This is a genomic window from Bryocella sp., assembly GCF_058498515.1.
Genome location: NZ_JBMHYI010000048.1, coordinates 1 through 24,060, shown reverse-complemented (window position 1 = coordinate 24,060; position 24,060 = coordinate 1). Strand labels below are relative to the sequence as shown.

Annotated in this window: 27 protein-coding genes and 1 tRNA gene; 12 read left to right on the top strand and 16 right to left on the bottom strand. The window is 63.3% G+C overall.

Features of this window, described 5'->3' with window-relative positions; all coding sequences use genetic code 11:
• Positions 1 to 91: 91 nt before the first annotated feature.
• Positions 92 to 322, bottom strand: a complete 231-nt coding sequence (locus AC5E6W_RS15845) for a hypothetical protein (RefSeq protein ID WP_491753298.1) — start codon at positions 320 to 322, stop codon at positions 92 to 94.
• A gap of 177 nt (positions 323 to 499) precedes the next feature.
• Here AC5E6W_RS15845 and AC5E6W_RS15840 point away from each other — a divergent pair, with 177 nt between their 5' ends.
• Both AC5E6W_RS15840 and AC5E6W_RS15835 read left to right on the top strand, forming a co-directional pair.
• A complete protein-coding gene (locus tag AC5E6W_RS15840; RefSeq protein WP_491753297.1) occupies positions 500 to 844 on the top strand; it encodes a hypothetical protein in 345 nt (114 codons plus the stop codon).
• A gap of 432 nt (positions 845 to 1,276) precedes the next feature.
• Positions 1,277 to 1,603, top strand: a complete 327-nt coding sequence (locus tag AC5E6W_RS15835) for a GlsB/YeaQ/YmgE family stress response membrane protein (RefSeq protein WP_491753296.1) — start codon at positions 1,277 to 1,279, stop codon at positions 1,601 to 1,603.
• Positions 1,604 to 1,618: 15 nt separating this feature from the next.
• Here the strand turns inward: AC5E6W_RS15835 and AC5E6W_RS15830 are convergent, their stop codons facing one another.
• The gene (locus AC5E6W_RS15830; protein ID WP_491753295.1) at positions 1,619 to 2,236 is read right to left on the bottom strand and encodes a hypothetical protein; all 618 of its coding nucleotides are present in this window, start codon (positions 2,234 to 2,236) and stop codon (positions 1,619 to 1,621) included.
• 147 nt (positions 2,237 to 2,383) lie between these two features.
• Positions 2,384 to 2,680: a hypothetical protein gene (locus AC5E6W_RS15825; RefSeq protein ID WP_491753294.1), complete on the bottom strand. Its 297-nt coding sequence runs from the start codon at positions 2,678 to 2,680 to the stop codon at positions 2,384 to 2,386.
• A gap of 239 nt (positions 2,681 to 2,919) precedes the next feature.
• Between AC5E6W_RS15825 and AC5E6W_RS15820 the strand changes: the two genes are divergently transcribed.
• Positions 2,920 to 3,762: a hypothetical protein gene (locus tag AC5E6W_RS15820; RefSeq protein ID WP_491753293.1), complete on the top strand. Its 843-nt coding sequence runs from the start codon at positions 2,920 to 2,922 to the stop codon at positions 3,760 to 3,762.
• Positions 3,763 to 3,780: 18 nt separating this feature from the next.
• On the opposite strand, the gene AC5E6W_RS15815 is transcribed toward AC5E6W_RS15820, so the two are convergent.
• The 4 genes from AC5E6W_RS15815 to AC5E6W_RS15800 form a co-directional block, all read right to left on the bottom strand.
• Complete coding sequence (locus tag AC5E6W_RS15815; protein ID WP_491753292.1) at positions 3,781 to 4,728, bottom strand: LytR/AlgR family response regulator transcription factor; 948 nt, start codon at positions 4,726 to 4,728, stop codon at positions 3,781 to 3,783.
• 75 nt (positions 4,729 to 4,803) lie between these two features.
• Entirely contained in the window at positions 4,804 to 5,349 is a 546-nt protein-coding gene (locus AC5E6W_RS15810; protein ID WP_491753291.1) for a double zinc ribbon domain-containing protein, read from the bottom strand.
• A complete protein-coding gene (locus AC5E6W_RS15805; RefSeq protein WP_491753290.1) occupies positions 5,349 to 5,705 on the bottom strand; it encodes a hypothetical protein in 357 nt (118 codons plus the stop codon). The genes AC5E6W_RS15810 and AC5E6W_RS15805 overlap by 1 nt, the downstream gene beginning before the upstream one ends.
• Complete coding sequence (locus AC5E6W_RS15800) at positions 5,702 to 6,331, bottom strand: RNA polymerase sigma factor (RefSeq protein ID WP_491753308.1); 630 nt, start codon at positions 6,329 to 6,331, stop codon at positions 5,702 to 5,704. Before AC5E6W_RS15800 ends, AC5E6W_RS15805 begins: the two co-directional genes overlap by 4 nt.
• Positions 6,332 to 6,478: 147 nt before the next feature.
• On the opposite strand from AC5E6W_RS15800, the gene rlmB reads away from it, so the two are divergent.
• Entirely contained in the window at positions 6,479 to 7,303 is an 825-nt protein-coding gene (gene rlmB / locus AC5E6W_RS15795) for a 23S rRNA (guanosine(2251)-2'-O)-methyltransferase RlmB (protein WP_491753289.1), read from the top strand.
• The gene (locus AC5E6W_RS15790; protein WP_491753288.1) at positions 7,303 to 9,522 is read left to right on the top strand and encodes a gluzincin family metallopeptidase; all 2,220 of its coding nucleotides are present in this window, start codon (positions 7,303 to 7,305) and stop codon (positions 9,520 to 9,522) included. Before rlmB ends, AC5E6W_RS15790 begins: the two co-directional genes overlap by 1 nt.
• 14 nt (positions 9,523 to 9,536) lie before the next feature.
• On the opposite strand, the gene AC5E6W_RS15785 is transcribed toward AC5E6W_RS15790, so the two are convergent.
• The 7 genes from AC5E6W_RS15785 to AC5E6W_RS15755 form a co-directional block, all read right to left on the bottom strand.
• A complete protein-coding gene (locus AC5E6W_RS15785; RefSeq protein WP_491753287.1) occupies positions 9,537 to 11,255 on the bottom strand; it encodes an AsmA family protein in 1,719 nt (572 codons plus the stop codon).
• A 4-nt stretch (positions 11,256 to 11,259) separates the two neighbouring features.
• Positions 11,260 to 12,096: a signal peptidase I gene (gene lepB / locus AC5E6W_RS15780; RefSeq protein WP_491753286.1), complete on the bottom strand. Its 837-nt coding sequence runs from the start codon at positions 12,094 to 12,096 to the stop codon at positions 11,260 to 11,262.
• Between the two features lie 140 nt (positions 12,097 to 12,236).
• On the bottom strand, positions 12,237 to 12,983 hold the full coding sequence (gene lepB / locus AC5E6W_RS15775; protein ID WP_491753285.1) for a signal peptidase I: 747 nt from the start codon (positions 12,981 to 12,983) through the stop codon (positions 12,237 to 12,239).
• Positions 12,980 to 13,915, bottom strand: a complete 936-nt coding sequence (locus AC5E6W_RS15770; protein WP_491753284.1) for a ribonuclease III family protein — start codon at positions 13,913 to 13,915, stop codon at positions 12,980 to 12,982. The genes lepB (AC5E6W_RS15775) and AC5E6W_RS15770 overlap by 4 nt, the downstream gene beginning before the upstream one ends.
• An 80-nt stretch (positions 13,916 to 13,995) precedes the next feature.
• Positions 13,996 to 15,912 carry a tetratricopeptide repeat protein gene (locus AC5E6W_RS15765; protein WP_491753283.1) on the bottom strand — a complete coding sequence of 639 codons (1,917 nt, stop codon included), beginning with the start codon at positions 15,910 to 15,912 and terminating at the stop codon, positions 13,996 to 13,998.
• A gap of 108 nt (positions 15,913 to 16,020) precedes the next feature.
• The gene (locus AC5E6W_RS15760; protein ID WP_491753282.1) at positions 16,021 to 16,737 is read right to left on the bottom strand and encodes an anti-sigma factor family protein; all 717 of its coding nucleotides are present in this window, start codon (positions 16,735 to 16,737) and stop codon (positions 16,021 to 16,023) included.
• Positions 16,734 to 17,417 (bottom strand): sigma-70 family RNA polymerase sigma factor, encoded by a 684-nt coding sequence (locus AC5E6W_RS15755; protein ID WP_491753281.1) that lies wholly within the window; start codon positions 17,415 to 17,417, stop codon positions 16,734 to 16,736. Before AC5E6W_RS15755 ends, AC5E6W_RS15760 begins: the two co-directional genes overlap by 4 nt.
• A gap of 318 nt (positions 17,418 to 17,735) precedes the next feature.
• Here AC5E6W_RS15755 and AC5E6W_RS15750 point away from each other — a divergent pair, with 318 nt between their 5' ends.
• Positions 17,736 to 18,521 carry a glutaminyl-peptide cyclotransferase gene (locus tag AC5E6W_RS15750; protein WP_491753280.1) on the top strand — a complete coding sequence of 262 codons (786 nt, stop codon included), beginning with the start codon at positions 17,736 to 17,738 and terminating at the stop codon, positions 18,519 to 18,521.
• 170 nt (positions 18,522 to 18,691) lie between these two features.
• A tRNA-Ala gene (locus tag AC5E6W_RS15745) sits at positions 18,692 to 18,767 on the top strand.
• 71 nt (positions 18,768 to 18,838) lie between these two features.
• On the opposite strand, the gene AC5E6W_RS15740 is transcribed toward AC5E6W_RS15745, so the two are convergent.
• Together AC5E6W_RS15740 and AC5E6W_RS15735 are read right to left on the bottom strand one after the other, a co-directional pair.
• On the bottom strand, positions 18,839 to 20,002 hold the full coding sequence (locus AC5E6W_RS15740) for a tyrosine-type recombinase/integrase (protein ID WP_491753279.1): 1,164 nt from the start codon (positions 20,000 to 20,002) through the stop codon (positions 18,839 to 18,841).
• Positions 20,003 to 20,043: 41 nt separating this feature from the next.
• Positions 20,044 to 20,316, bottom strand: a complete 273-nt coding sequence (locus AC5E6W_RS15735) for a helix-turn-helix domain-containing protein (protein ID WP_491753278.1) — start codon at positions 20,314 to 20,316, stop codon at positions 20,044 to 20,046.
• Positions 20,317 to 20,574: 258 nt separating this feature from the next.
• Here AC5E6W_RS15735 and AC5E6W_RS15730 point away from each other — a divergent pair, with 258 nt between their 5' ends.
• From AC5E6W_RS15730 to AC5E6W_RS15710, 5 genes are all read left to right on the top strand, one after another.
• On the top strand, positions 20,575 to 21,015 hold the full coding sequence (locus tag AC5E6W_RS15730; protein WP_491753277.1) for a hypothetical protein: 441 nt from the start codon (positions 20,575 to 20,577) through the stop codon (positions 21,013 to 21,015).
• Between the two features lie 65 nt (positions 21,016 to 21,080).
• The gene (locus tag AC5E6W_RS15725; RefSeq protein ID WP_491753276.1) at positions 21,081 to 22,085 is read left to right on the top strand and encodes a DNA methyltransferase; all 1,005 of its coding nucleotides are present in this window, start codon (positions 21,081 to 21,083) and stop codon (positions 22,083 to 22,085) included.
• A gap of 312 nt (positions 22,086 to 22,397) precedes the next feature.
• Positions 22,398 to 22,736, top strand: coding sequence for a TrbC/VirB2 family type IV secretion system protein (locus AC5E6W_RS15720; RefSeq protein WP_491753275.1), 339 nt, complete (start codon positions 22,398 to 22,400; stop codon positions 22,734 to 22,736).
• 16 nt (positions 22,737 to 22,752) lie between these two features.
• A complete protein-coding gene (locus AC5E6W_RS15715; RefSeq protein WP_491753274.1) occupies positions 22,753 to 23,067 on the top strand; it encodes a VirB3 family type IV secretion system protein in 315 nt (104 codons plus the stop codon).
• The coding region (locus AC5E6W_RS15710; protein WP_491753273.1) for a VirB4 family type IV secretion/conjugal transfer ATPase at positions 23,054 to 24,060 on the top strand (1,007 nt) is incomplete at its 3' end. The genes AC5E6W_RS15715 and AC5E6W_RS15710, both read left to right, overlap by 14 nt.

The window sequence follows — 24,060 nt, the reverse complement described above, 5'->3', positions numbered from 1 at the left end:
CTTCTCAACCAAAATCCGGAACGACCGGTTCCATCCGGGGAGCCGTCACAACGCCGCCCGCAGCTCCCTAGCCTCACCACTCAGAGATCGACTACCCCGGCAACCCCGCGTCCATCCACTCCTTGAACAGCGCGACCTGCTCCTTGCTCCACGGCGCATCCTGCGGCATCTTGCCCGACGCCACCGCGTGGTACACATGCCCCGCGTTCTCCGCGACGCACATCCACGCCGCATCATCCAGCCGAACCCCTGCCAGCTTCATGCACGCAATATCTCCCGCACGAAACAGCGGCCGAATATCTGTAGCAAAGCTGAGTGCCATCAACCCTCCTCAAATCCATCGCACCAACCCAGCCACTCTACATCCCCCAGCCTACCCCGCCACCCCTGCATAAGAGTGGTGGGGTTTAATCACTGAGGAATCAGCCATTTACCGTAAATTGACTGGACTCGCCCCCATCGACAGCCGATCCTGAGAGCAGCATCAAAGGGTCTCTGTATGTTTCACAAAATCGCTCGTCGCTTCGAAATCCAACCCGAAACACCCGCCTCCACACCCCACACCAGCCCCACCAACCTGCACGTGATGCCCGCCCCCACCGGGCGCGCACTCGCTGGCTCTCGCCTCATCGACCTGGCCGTCATCGCCTCCCGCCGCTGCTCCGCCTTCTTCGCGGAGGCCGCCGTCCTCGTCCTGGTCTTCGGCATCCTCGACTACTTCATGCTCAAGGGCCGCATCGAGCTCGGCTGGATCCTCGGCGCGCTGGCCATCTCCCTCGGCCTCCTCGCCGCCAGCATCGCCATGGACTTCACCGCCCATAGCTGGGTCAAAGCGCATCCCTAGCGTCCCCGCCGAAAACTCCGCAGTTCCCCCCGAAGCCGATCCGGACTGAGCGCACCCCCGCGCTCCGAGATCGGCTACGCCGGCAGCCCCGCGTCCATCCACAGAGGACTGGCCTCCCAAAACCGGAGACCATCTCCCCTTCGGAGATATCCAAACGGAGGCTCCCTCCGTCTTCCGCACTCCCACGAATCCAGAGAGCACGCAAAACAAAGTGACCCCCCACCCGCTAACTCCCTAAGGCACAGGACGTTGCCTGTAACCCATGTGGAATCAATACTTGCGCTGGAAGTCCACCCCTAACTCCAAAGGAATCAATACTTACCCAAAACAAGGGGGGAGGGGGTACCCCGCGCTTTCATGCCGTCGGAAAACAACCATCCCCGCCCCGCGTGCTTCTGATTACCTGACGGCCCACCGTCGCGAGGCGCACGGATGCACACGAGCCCACACATCCATCATGTTGATTTCAGCCGCTATATCCAGTCCACCGAGGGCTCCCACACCCTTATCGTGTGGCTCATCATCGGGCTCATGGCAGGCTTCATCACCGGCAAACTCCTGCGCGGCGCAGGCTTCGGCCCCATCGCCGACATCCTCGTCGGCATGGTCGGCGCCCTCATCGGAGGATTCCTCATGGTCTCGCTCGGCTATGCCGGCAGCGGGGGCTTCCTCTATACGGTCTTCGTCGCCGTCATCGGAGCCGTCCTGCTCACCTGGCTGCTGCGGCTCGTTACCGGGGGCCGCTTCCGCAACTTCTAACCGTGCCGGCCGTGGCTATCGCCCTCTGCGATAGCCTCGCAACCCGAAGCGGTAGACGACCGCCCCCGTGGCCACCGTCGCCCATTCGCTTCCGCTCGTCGTAATCGGCGAGTTGTAGTGCTGGAACTGGGCGTCGGCCTTGATGCTGAAGTGCGTTGTCAGGTCGATATCCACTCCCGCACCGGGCGAGTAGACGTTCGATAACGACTGCAGATAGATGGTCGAGCCATCCTTGCTCAGTAGGCCACCATCCTGGTAGTTCAGCTCGCCCCGCCCGAACAGGAAGTCCCCATACGGATGCAGCCGGCCATAGTGCTTCTCCAGCCGGATCCCACCCATCCCATTCTTCAGCGCCACCACCGAACCGTCCGACACCGGGTACGTCCCGCGCAGCTCAATCGCCGGCTGGAACCCGAAGAAATGGAAGATCTCGAGGTCGACGCCTGCCGTCGCCCCGGCGTTGCGTCCGTTGTACATCCCAACGTAGGTTCCGTTGATGCCCGCGAAGACGCTCAAGCGAGTCGGCCGATCCGCAGTGGGACCAGCCTGGGCGCGGACCGTGGGAACGGCAGCCAAAGCAGCAGCGAGCAGGAAGGCAGCGAAGCGGAGCAGTCGGCGCGTCAGGTAAGTCAAAGCAGATCCTCGTGGGCTTTGGGAGTCGAGTCCATTATCACCGGGACCGTCGTGGTGCGCCGGCGCTCTCGCCTGGGTTTTTGGGGGTGATCCCCGGTCATCGCACAATTGCGGGAAGCGGGAAACCGCAGGCTCTCGGTGGCAAACTCAGTAGCGGACCACGCGGTCCGCATGACCCGAGAGCCACCAGCACGGCGCGTTGCCGCCCTGGGGATAGAGCGAATGGCTGCACGGCGTCGTAGCCTCGCCGGTAGGGAAGTACTCCTCCTTGTTGCCCTTTTCTTCTGCGGCTACGGAGTCATAGGTCTCCACCGAGCCCATGCCGCTGCCACGCGAGACGCGCACCTTCCAGACGATGAAGTCGATGGGATAAAGGGCGAGCGCGGCGACGAAGACCCAGAGCAGGGCTTTGCCCAGCAGTCGCAACCAGAATCTGGCCCACATGCGGGGCACCTCCTGAAAGAGTTTGTGCTCCCAAGCTAGCAGACGGCGCCGCCGAGCTTCGAGTCGCGGCAACAGGGAAGCATGGAATGCTTTCGGTCGATGGTGACAGGAGACCAAGAGAAACTCGAACGAGCGGCTGAACGTCTGACTCCAACGGGTACACTCTTACCGTGATGAAGTCTCGCTTTTTCTGCGCCTTTTTGGCGTTCCCTCTGGGGTTAGCGGCGCAGACAGGCTCCGTGCATTCCGCGGCGCCGCTGCCCGACGCACCCATCCCGCAGCTGTCGGATTCCTACAGTTCCGCCTCGTTGCCGGAATTGGCTGAGACCACACTGCCGCAGTCTCCCACTCCGGCGGGTTCCTCCACCGGTTCTTCGTCGAGCACGCAAAGCGCGGAACAGCAAGCCAAACAGCCGAATAGCACCGAGGACGATGAGGCGCGAAGGCGGCGTGAGATTGCCGAGCAGGAGAAGCAGCGCCTGTTAGGTATCGTGCCGGAGTTCAACCTGGTCAGCAGTGGTGAAGCGGCGCCGATTGGTCCCAAAGAAAAGTTCAGCCTGTTCATCCACAGCGCCTTCGACCCATTCCAGTTTGTGCTTGCGGGCATCGACTCCGGGATTGAGCAGGCGGAGAACACCTACCCGGAGTGGCACCAGGGGTTCGCGGGCTTTGCCAAGCGATACGGTGCTTCCTACGCGGACAGCTTCGACGGCAATCTGTGGGGCAATGCGATTCTTCCTTCAGTGCTGCACCAGGATCCGCGCTATTTCCGTATCGGCACCGGTACCTTCAAGCACCGCCTGATGCTGTCAATGCTTTCGACGGTCCGCTGCAAGGGCGACAACGGGAAGTGGGAGCCGAACTACTCCAACGTCCTGGGCAACATCATTGGGGGCGCCGTCTCGAACGTTTATTACCCGGCATCGCAACGTGGCGTAGGGCTGACCTTCGAGCGAGGATTGACGGTGACGGCGGAGGGAACCTTTGGAGCGTTCCTCGAGGAGTTTTACCCGGACTATATGAAGTGGAAGCAGCACCGTCACGAACGGAAGGTCGCGGCGGCTGCAGCGAAGCAGCCTTAGTCTTGCCGGCGGATCACGCTACAGGTTGAAGAGCTCGCGCAGGCGCTTGGTCTGCGAGCGGCTGACAGGGATCTCCGTCTGCTTGCGGTCGTCCATGCGCAGCTGATAGGTGGACTTGAACCAGGGCACGACCTCGCGGATGTGCTGGATATTGACCACGAAGCTGCGGTGCGCGCGCCAGAACTGCTCGGGGTCGAGCTGGTCCATCAACTCTTCGAGCGTGCGGACGTTGGAATCGCCTTCGCCCGTGTTGGTCACAACGGAGATGCGGCCCTCCTCGATCGAAGCGAAGCAGACGTCCTTCTGATCCACCAGCAGCAGGCGGTTCTGCGTGCGCACGACTACCTTGCCGATGCGTGGTGGCTGCCCGTTGCGCTCGATCATGCGCAGCAGGGCGTCGAGCTTGGCTTCGGCTCCGGCGACGATGCCGGCGATGGTGCCGCGTCCCGGTCCGGTGTGCGCCTCTGCGGTGGATTCGTCGATGTCGCTATCGTTGTCTCCTGAGTCGGTAGCGCGGATCATCGTGGGAAGTGATTCGGCGGCGTGCTCGGGCTGACGGTCAGCCGCACGGTCGATGGTGGTGAGCGCGAGGCGCGCTCGGACCTTATCGAGAGTCTTCACGACGCGCGAGGCGTCGAAGGGCTTGAGCAGGTAGTCGACCGCGTTGACCTCGAAGGCGCGCACGGCGTACTGGTCGAAGGCGGTGGCGAAGACGACTTCGGGAAGGCGGGCGCGCTTGTCGAGTGACAGCACCTTCTTGAGCACAGCGAAGCCATCGAGGCCGGGCATGCGCACGTCGAGGAAGACGACATCGGGTTTGAGGGTGCGGATCTGGTCCACGGCGTCGATGCCGTTGGAGACCTGGGCGAGTACGTCCACGTCGCCGGCGGCATCGAGCAGATACTGCAGCTCCTGCCGGGCCAGAGGCTCGTCATCGATGATCAGCGCTGTGAGCGAAGTGGCCATCAGAGAGGCCGGGGCATGGCCTGGGGTTCATTCTACGCGTCGAGGCATCGCGCGAGGCCTGGCTAGCCGCGAAGGCTAGTCGCCGTCGGAGTAGACGCGCAGGCGGGATGGTGCGCCGTCGGCGGCCAGGTCGTGTCCGCACTGGGTGCAGTAGACGTCCGTGATGCGCACGCCGCGGTGGCAGATGCCGCAGACCGGGGCGGTCTGGAACTGGCATTGCGGGCAGAAGTTGAAGCTGGAGGCGATGGAGGTCGCACAGTTGGGGCAGCGGGAGAGCTCGGGCTGGCGGAGCAGGAAGTAGACTACCGCGCCGATGCCGCCGGGCAGCACGAGGCAGACGAGCATCCACAGGGCTGGCGACATGCCGCGGCGCAGGGTGTCGCGGCTGACGTAGCCGAGCAGGAGCACGTAGCTGGCCCAGAGCGCGCCCCAGGTGTAGCTCATCATCAGCCGCAGCGCGAGGACCTCGTGCTTGTGGTGCGGCATGACCACGTGGAAGACCCACTGCATGGTGGCGAAGACGACGATGGCGCCGACGATGGACCAACGCGGGATCATCCGCAGCTCGTCGTCACCGTAGACCGAAGCGTTCTCCTGCCGTCCCGCGCTCCAAACGCTCATTACCGGGCCTCACCGTTCTCTGCAGGCCGACCGCGCCCGCGACGGAACCATACCATGAGCAGCAGCCCCACGGTAACGGGGAGGGACCAGACGGTGACCAGGAACATCTGGTCGCTGGCGTCGGGCACGCCATTGGGCGTGATGTCGTAGCCGTCCAGCAGGAACCATACGGCGTAGAAGATGGTGATCAGCAGCGTGGAGCAGAGGGCGACGGGCACCCAGAGGCTGCGTTGGCGGCTGCGCTGGGCCTGCATGACGAGCGCCTGCTCCCGCACCACGCGACGGGTGCGATTGACCACGGAGGCGCGTGCGCCGTTCATGAATTGCTTCTCGGAGAAGCGTGGACCGTCGTTCATCGATCAGCCTCCGGAATTCGCAGGGCGCGCAGGCGCATGAGCTCTGGTTTGAGGGCAGCGAGTCCGCGATAGAGCCGCGACTTGACGGTGGAGAGTGGAGCGCGGGTGACCTGCGAGATCTCTTCGAGGGCCATCTCCTCGTGGAAGCGCAGGCTGAGCACCTCGCGGTAGCTTGGCTCAAGGGTGAGCATGACCTTCTGCAACTCCGCGGCGTTCTCGCGGAACTGAAATTGATCGAGCGGGCTGGGGCTGTCCTCGACGATCTCGAAGGGACGCTCGTCGTCGCCGCCTTCGCGCATCTCGTCGAGCGAAGCCATGACGCGCTTGCGGGAGAGGTCGATGACGAGGTTGCGCGCGATGGTGAAGATCCAGGTATCGAAGCGCGCGCGGCCGTCATATTGGGAGCCGCGCTTGAGCACGCGAATCCAGACTTCCTGGAAGAGATCCTCGGCGACCTCGCGGCGGCTGGTGAGGAACATCAGGTAGCGCATCAGACGGTGCTGGTAGGTCTCGATCAGGTAATCGAGCAGCTCCGTGTCATGGCGCTTCAGTCCGCGTGCGATCGCAGCGTTGTCCAGCTCGCCCGTGTGGGCAATAGCAACAGCCTTGGCGACAGCGCCCCTCATGTCCGGTATGACGTCTCCCATACAGAAATAGTCTCTGAAAGCGAGGCTTCGTGCAGTAACGGTTTGTAACGAATTCCCAACCATTGTAAAGGCGACCGGCCGCGGTTCCAGGCCCGAATTTGTGACTCGGGCAGATACACTAAGGGGATGGACGTTTTGTACGGTCTGCACCCGGTGGAAGAGGCGCTGCGCTCCGGTGCGCGCCGCCTGGACCACGTGGCCGTCGCCCGCGAGCGCGAGGCCCGGCGCGACCCCAAGCTGGAGCGCATTCTCGAGCTTTGCCGCGAAAAGCGCGTGCGCGTGGTGACCGAGCCCCGCGAGCAGCTGACCCGCCACACCCGCACCGACCTGCACCAGGGCGTGGTTGCGTTTGTCGCGGAGCGGAGCTTTCTGGCGCTGGAGGACTTGCTCCAGGCGCCTGCAGGACCCTCTGGAAACCGATTTTTCCTGGCGCTGGATGGCGTCGAGGACCCGCACAACCTGGGAGCGCTGCTGCGCTCGGCCGATGGCTCGGGCGTGGACGGTGTAGTGCTCACGGAACGGCGGTCGGCGCCGATCTCGGCGGTCGTCGCGAAGACGTCGGCTGGCGCCAGCGAGCATGTTCGGGTCGCAAAGGTGACGAACCTGACCCGTGCGCTGGAGACGATGAAGAAGAGCAATGTCTGGATCGTGGGCCTGGACGAGCGCAGCACGCCAGACTATACGGACTTCGATTTCAAGCAGGATGTGTGCCTCGTGCTCGGGGCGGAGGGTTCAGGGCTGCACGACCTGGTGAAGAAGACGTGCGACTATCTGCTGCGGATTCCGATGGCCGGCAGTGTGAGCTCGCTGAATGTGTCCGTGGCCGGGGCGGTGGTGATGTACGAGGCGTTGCGGCAGCGTCGGACTGGAATCTCCGGCGACGCGTCCGCTGCCCAGCCTGCGGCGGCGGAGTCCAAAGCCAAGAAGCCGCGAAAGGGTTTAGGTTCCTGATGCAAGGATTTCTTCGGCTGCCGGCGGTGATGTTGCTCGCCGGCGCCACGCAGTGGGTGGGGGCGCAGACCGCGCCTGCGCCGACAAGTTCCGCGCCGCCTCAAGGCGCTGAAACACAAGCGCCAGCTGATTCTCCAGCCAAGCCGCACGGCAAGGTGCTCTTCCAGAGCCAGGGAGCTCCGCCGGAGCCTCCCGACCAGACGGGAGCCGAGGAGCCGCTGCCGCCGCAGACCGGTGCGATGTCCTCGTCGAATTCCGACGCCGCAGCCGCTGCGCCGGTGGAGATTGGCGACGCCGAAAAGCCGAAAGGCCCCGAGCTGAGCGATGCGGAGCGCAGTGCGCTGACAGTCACCAGCTACGATCTCGATGCGCGGCTCACGCCGGCTCGTTCGCGGCTGGCGATGCGTGCGATTCTGACGGTCCGCAACGACGGCAAGGAGCCGATGTCGCGGCTCGCGCTGCAGGTCTCGTCGACGCTGAAGTGGGATGCTGTGTCTCTGGTGACGCCGGCGGGGACGCAGAAGCTGGCGTTGGCACAGCACCTGATCGAGACCGACACGGACCATAGTGGACAGGCAAATGAGCTGGTGTTGGCGCTGCCTACGCCGCTGGCTCCGGGTGCGTCGGTGAAGCTGGATGCGTTTTACTCCGGCGCGGTTGCGCAGAGCGGAGCGAGGCTGGCTCGCATCGGCGCGGATCTTACGCAGGCCGTGGATGCGGATTGGGATTCGGCTGGACCGCGCGAGATTGCGTTGCGTGGCTTTGGCGATGTGTTGTGGTATCCGGTGAGTTCGCCGCAGTATTTCCTGGGGCAGGGCAATGAGCTGTTTGAGGCCATTGGCCGCATGCGGATCCGCGAGGCAGACGCGACGGTGCGTTTGCGCCTAGCTATCGAGTTCCAGGGCGAGCCTCCGGTGGCCGCGTACTTCAACGGACGGCGTGCGGAGCTGCATGCAATCTCAGACAACGCCGATGCTCCAGTGGCGACCAATGCGGGCATTGCGACGGCGGAGTATGCGGCTGAGCCTATGGGATATCGCGCGCTGAGCCTGTTCGTGCTGGCCGAGAAAGAAGTGCTGACAGCGCCGTTGCCAGTCGGCGCCGCAACGCCTGTGCGTCCTGCGACGGTGACGGCGGCTCCGGAGTTTAGTGCGGGGACGGAAAGTTCCAGCAACCCGGCGGCAGCTGCTGCGGCAGCCGCCAAACCGCAAGCCGTAGTCGCACCTGAGGCGGATGCGACGCAGGGACCGCCGCTGCTGGCCGTTTCTTCCGCGAGTGATCTCGTCACGAAGCAGCTCAACGATGCGGCGGAGAACGTTGCTCCGGTGATTGAGGACTGGTTCGGGCTGCATCCGCTGTCCGCGCTCACGGTCGTCGACCATCATGGGCAGGCGTTTGAGGATGGGCCGCTGGTGGTTGCTCCGGCGGCGGCGCTGACTTCGCGCGAGGATCCTTCCGCGCTGGTCTACAGCCTGGCCCATGCGTGGGTGCAGACGGGCCAGCCGTGGATCGATGAAGGGCTGGCGGGCTTTGCGTCGCTGGTGGTTACGGAGAGTCAGCACGACCGGGACACGGCGATCTCGCAGCTGAACGATCTGCTGCGTCCGTTGCTGATCGCGGAGCCGGAGTTCGACTCCGCCGCGGCTGCGAGTGCTCCGGATGCGGCGACGGGCCAGCCACTGATCGCGGCGACGTCGGAGGTGTACTACCGGCGGAAGGCTGCGGCGGTGTTCTGGATGCTGCGGTCGCTGATCGGCGACGAGGCGTTGAGCTCGGCGATCAAGACACTGGTTGCGGAGCCTCCCGCGAAGGGGACTGCGGAGGAGCAGGCGGTTGCGTTCGAGAGGCTGCTGGAGAAGACGGGAAGCACGGACCTCTCGTGGCTGTTCCATGACTGGGTGCTGAACGATCCCGGGCTGCCGGACCTGAGCTTCCTGGACGTGACGCCGCGTGCTCTGCCTGCGGGTAAGGGGCATGACTCGGGCTGGCTGGTTGCGGTGTCGGTGAAGAACGACGGCGGAGCCACTGCCGATGTGCCGGTGGTGGTGCGCTCGGGGAACCTGTCGCATGCGGAACGGATGCGGATCGCGCCGTACTCGCAGGCGGTGGTGCGCATCCTGGTGGAGGCTGCGCCGACGGAAGTGCTGCTGAACGATGGCAGCGTGCCGGAGATACGAACGTCGCAGCATGTGCGCACGCTGGTGACTGCGCCGAAGTAAAGATTCACGCCGGCTTACTTCTTCCGCTTACCCTTTTTCTTTGGGGCGGGAGATGCGAGCGCGGCGCAGGTCTGGGGCCCTCCCCAGGGACGGCCGCAGGTCACGTTGATGGCGACCGGCTTAGCGGAGTCGTCCTTTGCGGGAGCGGTGTCGGTCGTTTTCTTTGCGACTGCAGGCTTCTCAGCGGCAGGCTGCGCGGCATCGGGTTTCGGAGGAGCCAGCGGAGTCCAGACCTGGTCGAGGTTGTCGCCCAGTGGCGGCGCCAGCGCGATGTAGCTGCGCAGCTCGTCAGGAGCCACCGTGCCGGTCAGCGTGAAGGTGGAGGAGTTTTGGGTGACGAGGCCGCTCAGGGTGAGCGCGGGCTTGTCTTGGTTGGCGATGTTCAACGCTCCCAAGGCGAAGCCCTGCGGGGTTCCGGCAATCGTTGCAGCGGCCAGACGAGGGTCTGCGGTCGAGGCTGCGGGCAGCTCTCCATGGGCTTCGCCCTTCCACCAGCCGGGCTGGCCATCGGCGCCGGGCATCCACTCGCCGGAGGCGGAGACAGCGCCCTCGGGAGCGTGGATCGGCTGCATGCGACGGCTGAAGAGCTTGGCCCACTCGAGCACGTAGTTGTCGGGGACGTGGGTCAGCGTGACGCTCACACCGTCGCCTTGAAGGCTCATGATGTCCACCTTCGCGGCCTTGGCTTCGATGGCGCCGGGCTGATCGAAGCCATGCGCCTGGGGCGTGGCTACGCCGCAGGCTGCGTCTTCCATACGGGCGTCGGTCACGCTCAAGGTTCCATTGCAGCGAACGCTAAGGTCCAGCGGGTTGGCGGGCAGGAAGTCTGCGCGGCGCAGGTCGTTCACGGTGACGTGGGCGCGGACGGTGGCGTGGCCGAGACCGCCGGTCAGGGCGACGTCGATGTGCAGCGTGCCGCGCCACTCGGCGTCCTGACCGGTGATAATACGGCTGGCCTCGCCCAGGGGAGCGTCGCGCCAGCTCATCTGCAGGTCGATGGGCACACCGGCCAGCGTCGGAGCACGCTGCACGGAGCCTTCAACGCGGAGCATGCCGGGATCGGAGATGGTGGTATCGGTGCGAGCAGGCTTGGCTTCGAGACGGATACGCCACTGTTGCGCTGAGGGCAGCCAGAGGGCGAAGTCGGCTTCGGTGAGGGAGAAGGGCATCTTCTCGTTGCCGATCTTCAGGTTCACCCGGGCGTTGGTGGCCTCGATATAGGGGAAGCGGGGTTCGGCGCCTGCTCTGGGCTGCGAGGTGGGCGCGGCGTCCAGCTGGGAAGCGTGCATCAGCAGGTTTTCAAGGTTCCACTTGCCGTCGCTGTCGCGGACGAGGTTGAGGCTCGGATCGACGAAGCGGATGCGGGAGAACTCCACCTGCCGCCGCCACAGCGAGCTGGGGCGCAACGTGGCCTCGACGGTGTTGGCGCGGATGATGGGCTCGGCGCCGAAGTGCGGGTCTTCGCTGACGACGAGGTTCTCGAGCGTGAAGCCGGGCATGGGCAGCAGGTGCAGGGAGACGCGGTCCAGGTGCACGGGGCGGCCGAGGCTTTGGCTGATGCTGGCCACGATGCGCCGCTGGTAGCGGTTCACGTTCAGCATTGGCGGGGTGAGGCTCAGCAGCGCGAGCAGGATGACTAATCCCAGCAGCGCAAGCCAATGCCAGCGCCGGGGGCGTGTTCCCCTGGCGAGCTCTTCGTCAAGGCCGGGATCGATGCTTCCCCAGGCAGACATTGCTCTACCGCACCACGTGTAAGGTTCGCTTCCAGCGGGTCTGGTCGAAGATGTGAATCACGACATGCGCCATGAAGCTGAGGCGGTCGGCCATGTCGGTCTTGTTCTCCTGGTCCGCCGGGGTCTGGAAGGACCAGTAGACGAAGAGCGGGCGGCCCATGATGTTCTCCACCGGAACGAAGCCCCAGTAGCGACTGTCCAGCGACTCGGTGCGGTTGTCGCCCATGGCAAAGACCTTGCCGGGAGGGACGACGAGCTCGCCGTTGACGATGTGGGTGGGCAGGTCCTCATGCCACACCGCGGTCAGCTGCTGGCCATAGTCCGGAGTGATCGCAGGGAAGTCGTCACGATAGGGGATGTAGCCATCCTGCGAGCCGGGCTGCGCGTCGTCCGGCATGCGTGCGAAGGGCTCGTTGACCTTGACGCCATTGATGAAGACGTGGCCATGCTCGAGGTGAATGCGATCGCCGGCGATGGCCATGGCGCGCTTGACCAGGATGAGGTCGGGCTGCTCGGGATTGGGCTTGAAGAAGACGATGATGTCGCCACGCTGTACGGGGCGGTAGTGCACGAAGGGCGCCCAGTGTGTGGGCGGAGCGAGCGTCTCGCGGTCGACGACGACGTGGTCGCCGATGAGCAGCGTGCTCTCCATGGAGCCGGAGGGGATGACGAAGTTCTGGAAGACGAAGCCCATGACCCAGAGGCCGATGGCGAGCACGAAGGCGATCGATGCGATGGCCTCGAGTGGGGTCTCGCTCTGGAGCTCCGCCTCATAGGCGGGGGTCGTCTCAGGCACTGGCGTCGAGTTCGCAGGGGCCGGGTTCATGGGGGTGGTGCTCACAGTCGTTCCAATCTCCTGGCAGGTCCGCGCCGGGCGCGAATCTGGCTCGCCTCAGTGTAACCGCTGGGTAGGAAGGGTGGGACCCGAGATTCGAGATGCGAGAGACGAGATGCGATTGCGGCGGCTGGAATGGGCTGTTGCTAACGCAGGACGCGGGCGGAGCGGAAGCCATCGCCGATGGCCTTGCCCAGGCGGTGCAGCGTGGAGTCCTGGACGGGCGGCGTTGGCTCCAGTTGCTGGGCTTCCGCGGTCTGTCCTCGTTGCCAGGAGGTGGAGAAGTAGACGACCAGCGGGCGGCCGACCATGTTGGCCTGCGGAACGAAGCCCCAGTAGCGGCTGTCCTCGCTGTTGTTGCGGTTGTCGCCGAGGACGAAGTAGTCGTTGGCGGGGACGACGACGTCCTGGCCCACAATCGACCGGCGGAGCGTCAGCCACCAGTGCTCGTCCACGTCGGGATCGGCCTCGCGGAGGTTGGGGAAGTCGTCGCGGAAGAGGTCCGCGCGGGAGGGGCGATAGAAGGCGTAGCTCTCCGCGAGGAGCTGGCCGTTGACGAGCACGCGGCCATTGCGCAGGCGGATGCGGTCGCCGGGCAGGCCGATGACGCGCTTCACGAGGTGGCGCGTGGGGTCGGGAGGGAAGAAGAAGACGGCGAGATCGCCGTGATGGACCTGCACGGGCGGAAGCAGGACATGGCCGAGCCTGCCTTCGTCGGCGAAGGCGCGCTTGTCGACGAGAAGGAAGTCGCCGACCTTGAGGGTGGGCTCCATGGAGGCCGAAGGGATGCGGAAGGGCTGAACGAGGAAGGTGAGCAGGAAGATGGCGATGACCAGCATCTCGGCCAGCGAGCGCACCATTGCGACCGGACCGTAGTGCGGGCCGGATCTCATGCTGCGCCTCGGGCGGCTTCGACCTCGGCGGGGGCAAGATCCGTTGGATCCAGGACCTGGAGCGCCAGCGCGGCGGCACGCTGCTGCGCTTCTTTCTTGCTGGGGCCCTCGCCTGTCGAGAGCACGCGTACGCCGTCGTCGGACTCGAGGTGCGCTTCCACGGCGAAGCGTTTCTGGTGCGCGGGGCCGGTCTCTCCGGTGTCCACGTAGCGCAGCTTGCCGACCCCGGCGGCCTGCACGCGTTCCTGCAGCAGGGTCTTGTGGTCGCGGAGGGCGCGGCCTTCGCCGGACTGCTCCAGCTCGTGGTGCAGGTTGGCGCGCTCGGGGCCGAGCAGGTAGCGCTCGACGATGCGGCGCACAGGGCCAAAGCCCGCCGTGGCGGCGTAGGGGCTGCCGGGCTCGCGCGCGTCGAGATAGACCGCGGCGATGACGGCCTCGGCTGCGTTGGCCAGCACGGTGGGCTTGCGGCGGATGCCATTGAGCTCGGCGCTGCGGCCGAGCAGGAGGTGCTCGCCCAGGTTGAGCTGTTCGCCCATCTCGGCCATGCGCTTGCGGCTGACGAGGCTGGCGCGGAGGCGGGTCAGGTCGCCCTCACCGCACTGCTGAAACTCGGCAAAGAGCGCCTCGGTGACCAGGAGGCCGAGGACGGCGTCGCCGAGGAACTCGAGCTGTTCGTTGTCGGTGCCGGGGGCGTTGCGCGGCTCACGCCAGCCGTTGGTCTGCTGGATGGCGAGCTGCTGGGCCGCGAGTGTCGCGGAGGTCTGCCCGCCTTCGTAGGGGAAGGAGCGATGCGTGAGGGCGAGCTCCAGGAGCTCCGGCCGGCGGAAGCTGTACTCCAGCAGCGCCTCGAGCTCTGCCCATTGCGAGGGCATGGGCGAGGGTTCCGGGGTCGGCTTCGGCTCAGCTTCGGCTTTGCGCTTGCGGGTGGTCATCGCGGTCCACCTTCTACTTTACGCGCGGTGCTTGGTGGCTGCAGAGGCCTCCCGATTGTGCGGAGTCCGGACCTGCAGGCCTAGTGGGGCGTGGTGCTCGAAGGAGGTTTGGTCTGCAGCGGAGGATCGGGTTGGTAGGAATCCTTCTCTTTCTTGCCGGTGGGATCAAAGTCCTTGTCGTCATCGGACGCCGCGGGCTGGGCGCGCTGGGGGAGCTTGTATGGCTTGGCGATCCCGGCTTCGGCGGCGGCCTTGGTGTCGGGGCGGCTATCGCGAGTGGCGAGCGCGGCCTTGTACTCGGCTACGGCCTTGGCTCGCTCTGGAGGATTCACCGCGGCGTCATACAGGCGGCCCATGTAGATGTGACTCCATGCCATGGTGCGCGGATCGGGTGCGGTGGACGCGCGGCTCAGCTCCAGCGTGTGCTGGAAGCCCTCGAGCGCGCGCTCCGGGTCTCCCTGCATCAGCTCGATGCGGGCCAGCAAGTACTGGGCGTGAGCGTGGTCGCCCTTGGGGTCGGACATAGCTCTGTCGGCGAGGTCGCCGGCGTCGGTCAGCTTGCCCTGCATCAGGAGGATCTCCGCGCGGTCCATCGCGGTGAGCTGGCGGGCCTGTGGCGGGGAGGGATGAAGGGGATCGGGGGGGACGGTTTTGACGAAGAGGATCTGCTGGGCGTGGTGGAGCTCGCGCTGCACGTCCATGCCATAGATCATCGGCGCCATCTCGTCGCGCAGGCCGCCGCCCATGTGCGTGAGCTGATCGTAGAAGTACTGGGTCAGCACCCAGCCCTGGGCTTCGTCGGTGTCGATCAGCCGGAGCCGGGCGAGGTCGTTGGCCTTGTCCCAGGCGGCTTTTTCGGCGTCGTACTGGTCCATGTCGGTGCGTTGACGCGCGACGCGCGGCTTCACAGGCCTGCCCGGCACCTCGTACAGGTGAGCCTCAATGGCCTTGATGATGCACTCGGTCAGCAGGGCGGGAGCGTCGGACTTGTAGAAGAACTCCAGCGGGGCATCCTGCACGCCGCGCAGGATGGGCTGGATGCGCTCCATTGCGGAGCCGCGGCTGTAGACCAGCGGCTCGACGACGTAGTGCAGGTAGATGTGGCGGATCTCGTCCATGCGAACGGGATCGCCCGCGGAGTTGTCGGGCGACATCTCGACGATGTAGTCGGTGCCGTAGATGCGTGCGTTGGTGATCTCGGGCGCGAGCATGGGCTCCAGCAACACGAGGAAGCGGCGGCCGTCGTAGGTCGAGACCGGCTGGTGCAGGTAGACGTTGGTGTCGAGGACCATCTGTGCCATGGGGTCGTGGACGCGCGCGATCAGCGCCTCGTACTCGGGGCGATGGCGGATCCAGAGCAGATGCAGATTGATGTCTTCGGCGAACTGCCGCAGCTTCGGCAGGACGTTGATGACAGCGGCAGCCTGAGGCGGGAGCTGTGTCTCGTCGGCATTGGGCAGAAGTTCGGGCGGCGGCGAGAGATACAACGCCAGCGAGACATACTGGCCGACGTTGAGGCCGGAGTCGTTCTGGCGATGCTGCTGGATGTACTGGCAGAGGCCGTCGCGGCTGTTGCGCGCGGCTTCGGATTCCTCGAGCTCCTGATTCAGCTCGGCGCGAATCTTCGCTCGCAGGGGCAGAGACTGGGCGAGGCCCTGGTCGTAGCCGCATACGTTCAGCGCGACCGCCATGTCGAAGAGTGGCTCATTGGTCTCCAGCGTGACGGCCGAGCTTCCGGGCTGAATCTGCGCGGCGCGGGGACGGGCTACGGGATTCGTCTGGTCGGCGGCACGCTCGCCGGGCGGCGCCGAGGAGCTGATGCCTTCCTGCTGCCCCGAAGAGCTCGACGAAGACGAGGAACTCGATGGATTCTGCTGGTTGTCCAGCGTGGCCGTCGGAGGCTCTGCGGTAGTGGGCATCTGCGCGGATGTGGCTAGCGCAAGACTCAGCAGCGAACTGGCAGAGAGCAGGGAGACGGCGAGGCGCGCCGGGAACAAGAGAGGCCTGCGGGGCGAGATCGCGGAGGGAAGCAAGCGGGACACAGTACAGGTGTGACGCACCCGATCAGTGTATGGGAAGCAGCACGTCGTTGGCTGCCGGAGGAGCTAGCCGGTGACGGAGACGCCGGAGTAGGTGACCACGACGTGGCCCTTGACCGGAACGCCGAACAGCGTCGCGGGCTGGAAGACACTGGTGAGCAGGTTGCGCTCCACCTGGACCTCCGTGCCTTGATCCGTGGGGCCGGCAACGATGGAGTAGTCATATACGCGGCCGTGAGCGTCCACCATGGCGTCGACGACCACGGGAACGTCGTGGCGTGTTTCCACCGGGGTGGGAGGCACCTGCGAGTACAAGTATCTCGGCTGCACCAGGTGCGCCATGTTGGCGTCATCAGCCAGAACCGCGTTGGAGAGACCCAGGACGGAGATGGCGCCGCCAAGAAGGATCACAGTCGCAGAAAGGCCGCCCGCGAAGCGCAGGGCGAGCGGAGCCAGCTGGCGGTCCCAGGCGAGCACCAGGCGCTTGCGCAGGGGAAGATGCGTACCGCGGTCGCGCTCCAGCACGAGGGTATCGCGGAGGTCCTGTTGCAGTCTCTCCGGCATTTTGACCGAACCGACCGCAGCCAGCGCCTGCTGCACCGTCAAGAGCTCGTCGAACTCACGGGCGCAGGGGGTGCATTCCTCGAGATGGCCGGCGATCGCCGCCATCTCCACGCCCGAGGTCGTGCCGTCCAGGTACTGGTCGAATTCGGCCCGGACAGCGAGGCACGCCGCGTTTACCGCGCCGTCTTCGCTCCATCCGTTGTAACTTGCCTGGTTCACCACGTTCCTGCCTTCTGCATAGATGTCGCACGACGGGGAGAAGTCGCTGTGGAATTGTCTTTGGAAAGATCCTTCGGAGGCATCAAGGCGGCCTTCAAGGCGACCCGACCACGCGTCAGCCGGCTCTTCACCGTGCCGAGATTCACCTGCAGCATCTCTGCGATCTCTTCATAGCCGAAGCCCTCGATCTCGCGCAATACCACGACCGTTCGGTAGGTCTCCGGAAGGGTCTGCAGGGCAGCTTCGACGCGCTCGCGCAGCTGCTTACGGACGGCATTGTCGAGGGGCGAAGCGTCGCTCGCGGCCAGCAGGTCAGCGAGGCAGAAGGTTTCGCCTTCGGCGTTCTCCTGGGGTGTATCGACACTCAGTTCGCGGCGACGATGGCGTCCCCACCAGCGGCGCTGGTTGCTGGCCTCGTGCAGCGCGATGCGATAGATCCAGGTGCGGAGGCTCGCGTCGCCGTGGAAGCTGGCGATGTTGCGGAAGACCTTGACGAATACTTCCTGCGTCACATCGGCAGCGTCGGAGGGATCGCGGAGACTGCGGGCGATGAGGGAGTAGACCGAGTGGCTGTACTGCGCGATGAGCAGCGCAAAGGCCTGCTCGGAGCCAGCCTTCAGCTCCTCGACGAGGCCCTGCTCTTCCGCTCGGATTCCAATCGCGCTTGCCAGATCGCTCATCGCGTCCTCGCCCGGTTGTCACGACGCCCTGCCCGCAGCGTCGTCCCACAAAGGGGGTGACGCTTAACTTAGGGCCACAATGCGACCGCTGTCCAGCGACCGCCGGTTTCGTCCTTTGCTGGTACTCACAAAACTGCACAGAAAATGGTGCGTCGCCGGCGACGGGGTGCTCGCTCACCCGTACCCTTAGACACCGGGAATCAGTGTTTTGTTCCCGATTATCGCGCAGATCAGCGAGAGAGCAACTGCTGGAGAAGGATTCGCGCTTAGGCGGGACATCCCAAAATTGTTCTGGTCCACGATGTACCGTGGGGAGACATGACGTCCGCTTCTCATCTTCTTCGCTGGCTGGTTGCAGGAGTGGTTGCGTTCGCACCGCTGGCAGGCTCAGCCCAGGTCCCAGTTGCGTCTTATCGCGTTGTCGCAACCTTTCCGCACTCGATCACAAGCTATACCGAAGGCTTCTTCTACCTGGACGGCCTCTTCTACGAAGGCACCGGGATGAAAGGCCACTCCGAAATCCTGGTGAGCGTTCCCGAGACCGGCGAGGTGAAGACGCGCACGGGAATCGCTCCGCAATACTTCGGCGAGGGCATCGTCGACTTCGGTACCAACCTCTACGAGTGGACCTGGCAGTCGCACATCGGCTGGGTCTACGACCGGCGTTCGATGAAACCGTTGCGCTCGTTCACCTACGCTGGGCAGGGTTGGGGAATGACCCACGACAGCGCAAACCTTATCACTAGCGATGGCAGCCCCACGCTGCGCTTTCGCAACCCGCTGACGTTTGCGGAGGTCCGCAACATCACCGTCCGCGATGTCGGCGGCCGGCCCGTGGAGATGCTCAACGAGCTCGAGTTCGTGAAGGGCGAGATCTATGCCAACGTTTGGCATACGGACCGGGTCGCGCGGATTTCCCCGAAAGATGGCCGGGTGCTGGGCTGGATCGACCTCACGGGCCTCGAGCCCGACGCGGAGAAACGCGATCCGGAAGCCGTGCTCAACGGGATCGCGTATGACGCGAAGGAAGACCGGCTCTTTGTGACGGGCAAGCTGTGGCGGCGTATCTATGAGATCAAGGTGCTCCCGGGACGGATATTGTGAGGCAGGCGTGGGCATAGGACCACAACTGGTGGTTCTCTTACCTCTCACGGTTCGTGACAACTGGACGAAAGCGCTCGCTGCGAAATCGAGGCGCCTTCATCTCTGGTCGCGCGCCTCTGTTTGACTTGCAGCGCCCCAGCAGCGACAATGAACAAGTCCTTACCCCGAGTGGGCCTGTGGCGCAGCTGGGAGCGCGCTTCCATGGCATGGAAGAGGTCATCGGTTCGATCCCGATCAGGTCCACCAATTCATTCAACAACTTACGGCGTCTGCCGAAAATTCTCAAAGGTCCCAAAAGGTCCAATAAGAGAATGCCGTCACTTTTCACCGACTTCCTCCCTTAACATTCCCACCACCCTCGACTGCGCCTGACGCTTGGCCGGAGTGACCGCCTGGGCGTATACCTCGAGCGTCATCTTAATCGTGGCGTGCCGGAGAAGCTCCTGCACCACCTTGATGTCCTCGCCGTTGCCCTTGAGCAGGGTGGAGAAGGTCCGCCGGAAGGTGTGCCATCCGACGTGCTTCAGGATCTTCGCCCGCTTGACGGCGGGACGGATCTGCCGCTTCAGGAGTGAATCGGGGCTGTAGGGCTGCTTTCCTCGCATGCGCGTGCTGGCGAAGACCCAGTCCTCCGGCTGGTTATAAGGAGTCGCCCGTCTCCATGTCAGTAGCTCCTCCGCGATCCAGGGATCGAGAGGAACCGGCTTGCGCGAGATCTCCGTCTTGCAGCGGCCCACCACCTGACGGTAGATGGACCGGGTGACGGCAAGCTCCAACTGCTCGAAATCGACGTCGAGCCACTTGAGAGCCATCAGTTCGCTGCGGCGAAGCCCGGTGACGGAATCAAGCAAAACCATCACGCGCTCCCGATGCGACAACTGATCGAAGAGCTGACGGAGTTCTCCAGCCTCGAGGATGTCCGGGGTCTGCATCCGCTTCGCGCTCTGCCGCACCATCGTGATCGGGTTGCTGCCCAGAGGCATCAACTCGTGACGGATGGCGTGATTGAAGAGAACGCTCATAACGGATCGAATCTTCGCTTTGCTCCCGCGCGACAGCTTGTCCTTACTCTTGCCGGTACGCTTTAGCTTACGAAGCCACTTCTCCACCTGCGTGGTTCGCACTTTACGCATCTCGACGTCGCCCCACTTCGGAAGAATGTAAGTATCGAGTATGTCGGTATAGGTCGTCCGAGTAGCATAGGAGCGACCTTCCTCCTCTTCCTCGTCCTTTTCGATCGGACCGAGTTCGTGCTGCTTAAAGTGAGCAATGAGAGCACCCACCGTAATCGGCTGATTTGCCGTTTCCGGCTGCTCTTCGTTAATGGTGATGCGTAAAGCTTCCACGGCCTTCATGGCGCTGGTCTCGGTCGGATACTCTTTCACCGATCCCAGAGTCTTCGTCCGGCGTACTCGCTTTCCGCTGGAGTCCATATCCCACCAGCGAAACGCCCAGCAATCCGGGCCGTGCTTCCGCTTCACGCGGCTTAACATCCCTTGTTGATACCGTGTCCGTCGAAACATTAGTTCCTCCCGTTTCGCGTGGCACGGACCGCTGGGTGTAATGGTGCCATATTCTCATCGCCGGAGTCCGTCTTTTCCTGCATCATTTCGCGGACGCAGGATTCGAGGACAGAGGCCCGGAACCTCCACAACTTGCCGAATTTCAGCCCCGGTATCTCCCCGCGCCGTGCCCTCCGTTTCACCGTCTCCGGATGCACCTGCATCAACTCCGCCACTTGCTGGCTGTCCAGCAAGGGTTCGAACTCCTCTTTCCCATTCTTCAGATCAGTCATGTCGTCTCGCATTTCCACTCTCCAACCGGCACAAGCCTCATAAACGCGAACTCAATCCGTGAGCCAGATTGCGGAAAGTCGCGTCCGGTTGCGCCGATAGACCGACGATAGGGCGAAATTCGAGGGCGGATTATTACCTTTTTCCACGCATTATTCCATCCAGAGCAATAATCCAGAGACACACTTCGTCGCGTTTCAGCCACAATCGCGCCGACCATAGATTGCTTCGATACTCCCGATGCGCGATGATGCCAGATAATGAGCAGCGCACCCATCAACCCGCCAGGTGGCACACATATCCCTCCGTTCTGGCGCGATGAGGATGACTGGATCGCACTCATAGAGTTCCTGCCGCAGCATGATGGAGAAGATCGCGCTCGAGCAACGGAAGCGATTGGGTACATGCTGGCGTATGCCCAGATGACCGATACACGCATGCTCGCGCTTGTCGGCGATCCCGCAGCTGACGCTTATCAATTGCTGTTCTCCTTCAATTCGCCGAACAACAAAGAGGACTTCCTCCGCCTGCTAATGTCCAACGAGGAAACCCGCTGCGAAGACTTCGAGATCATGATTCCGCCCCAAGAAGAGATCGACGTTGCGCAACCCATATCGAAGGTTCTGCCGATGGACGTTTTTCAGCGAGTCACGCTCATTGCGGCTGCTTTGATAGGCGGGCAGGCCGGATTGGTTCAGTAGCTCGCTGCAGATTCGCATCACTCGTCGATGATGCCTTGTCTCGAAGCGACCCTCGCTCCTCTGCCGTGATTGCCAAGCAACAGAACTCCTGGTTCCAGCGCTCTGTGCATCGCCCGGACACTGCGTCGGGCCTTAACCGCCGCCCGGCGGACTGCGCGTGTTCTGCTTCGCACTACGTGCGCCCTGCGGGTTTCGGCTTTCAGAAAATCTTTGTGCAACGAACGCAAAAAGATTTCCCGAACCTTCCGACAATGCACACGCTTGCCTTGGGAGGCGGGCCCCTCGCATCGCTTCGCGTGGTGTGTCCCGGTCGCCTTCAGAGACTTGGGAACAAAGGAGATTCAGAGATGGCAACCACCTCAGTAGCAATCGCACAGCAGAGCAGCTTCACCAACCAGATTCTTCACGGCGACTGCATTCAAGTGATGCGTCAGATGCCTGCGAACAGTGTCGATTTCATCCTCACCGATCCACCGTATCTGGTGAACTACCGCGACCGCGATGGTCGCACGATTCAGAACGATGCCGATGACACCTGGCTCAAACCCGCGATGGCAGAAGCGTATCGCGTACTCAAGCAAAACCGCGTAGCGATTATGTTCTACGGATGGACGAAGGTCGATGCGTTCTTCGAAGCATGGCGCAGCGCGGGTTTTCAGCCTGTCGGACACATTGTGTTTCGCAAGAGCTACAGCTCGAAGAGCAGGTTCCTCCGCTATCAGCATGAGCAGGCATTCCTGCTAGCAAAGGGCAGGCCGCCCCTACCAAAACAGCCGCTCGGCGACGTGATGGAGATGCCCTACAGCGGCAACAAGCTCCATCCCACGCAGAAACCGATAGCAGCACTGGCGCCATTAATCCGCAGCTTCACTCTTCAAAGCGAGACTGTCCTCGATCCGTTCGCGGGAAGCGGGAGTACATGCGCAGCCTCATTGCTGACGGGTCGCAGCTATATCGGCGTGGAGATGGACGACGCTTACTTCGAGCAGGCCAGCAGCCGCTTGCAGAGAGTTCACCAGAGGATCGCTCAAAAGCGATCTTCTGGTCCGGGCATTCCCACGCAAGTGTGATGTTATCCGCGTACGTGCCACGCCTCAAGGCGAGCTTGCGCTCTGAGTCGTGATGAGTGCGGCCTTGACCCGCAACGCGCCCGCGATTCTTTGCTGGTCATGGTGGGAATGCCATGCTCTGCGCCTTCGCGGCGCAAGTTCAAACAACCTCTATGGACGATCCCGCCTGTATGTTCCAGGCGCTCCGGATTATTGCTCTGGATGGAATAATCCGTCCGAAAAGGTAATAATCGCCCCCTCCTTTTTCGCCTACCTTCGCTCCAGACATTGCAACGGGGAGTGCCCTTCACCCACCGCAATTGAAAGGAGCACATGGACACACGTATTCATTCCAAGCGCCTGCGCCATCGCCTTACAGCGGTGCGCGCGCACTGGCGGAGGTGGCTCACACCTTCGCTGATCTTCCTGACGGCACTGCCCTTGTACGCACAATCGACAGGCAGCGATCCGTGGGACAACGCAGTCAACGTCCTCAAAACCGCCTTTACCGGCACGATTGCGACCGGGCTCTCCTTGGTTGCCATTGTTGTCGGCGGACTGATGTTCGCTTACGGCGAGGGTCAGTCGAAGAAAACCCTTGCCGGCATCGTCTTCGGAGTCGGCATGGCCATCGGCGCCGTGAACTTCATGGCATGGCTCTTTCCGAGCTAGGAAGGGAGGTGATCCTTTGTCTCTGTCAGCGGAACGTCGTGCCAACAAAGTCTTCAAGGCCATGAACCGGCCGCTGACTGTCCTGGGAGCAGAGCGGCGATTGTTCTTCGTCGCTCTGATCTCGGGAGGAGCGATCTTCTCCCTGCTTCATTCCTTGCTCGGCGGAATCGGGCTGTTCATCGTGGGCGTCATTGTCGCCCGCATTGCAACAAAGCACGACGTTGAGATCCTGCGCGTGCTCTTCAACTCCAGTAAGTTTCGCCGCCGCTACGACCCCATGAAAGCAGATGAAACAGAGATAGGCATCGCGAGGCGCCATGCACAAGATTGAGCACATCACGAAGGATTGGAAGGAAGCAGGCTCATTCGCCGCGCAGATCAACCTGTACGGCTTCTGGGACGAGCACAGCTTCCTGACCAAATCGGGCGACCTTGGTTCGGTGCTCAAGATCGGCGGCATCGATTGCGAGAGCCTCGATCATGCCGGTCTCGACTATGCGGTGAAGCGGCTCGAAGCCGCCTTACGTTCGGTCGATGACAAATGCCGCCTGTATCAAATTCTGTTCAAACGCAATCGGCCTCTCATTCCTCACGCCGAGTACGATAACCCGCTTGTTCGCGCCGCCGTCGAGCAGCGCAGCGCGTTTCTACAATCGAAGGCCGATCGGCTCTATTGCATAGAGATCTTCTGGATTGTCATGGTGGACGGCAGCTACCAGAAGTCCGGCCTGCTCCATGCTCTGTCGCAACTCCCGAAGAACCCGCGCGCGTCGCTGCGCGACCTGAACGCTCTGTTCTCAAGCAATAAGGAGCGGACACTGCTCTACGAACAGATCGAACGCGACCGGCTTCGACTTCAGCAGAAGGTGAACAGTTTGAGTGGACAGCTAAGCGACCTCATGCAGGTCGGGCTGCCAGGGGCGGAGGAGACGTTTCGTATATTGCGCCGTCTCGTGAATCTCCGCCCCACCAAGATAGATGACGCTCCGCTTTGCGATGCGCGTCATCTCGATTGGCAGGTGTGCGACTCGGAGCTCGAAGCTCATCGCGGCTACCTGCGCTTGGACGACGATTATCTGCGTGTACTCACACTCAAGGAGCTGCCGAGCGAGACGCGGCCCCTGCTGTTGCAGGGACTCTTCGATGTGCCGGCCAACTTCCATGTTGTGACGGAGTGGCACCCGGTCACCAATGAGAAGGCGAGGAAGGAGATTGCATCCCGCCGACGGCACTATCACAACTCGAAGACCAGCTTTGTATCGAACCTTCAGGACCGCCAGAACACCGGCAACCAGGACAACCTTGTCGACGACTCGAAAGCCGC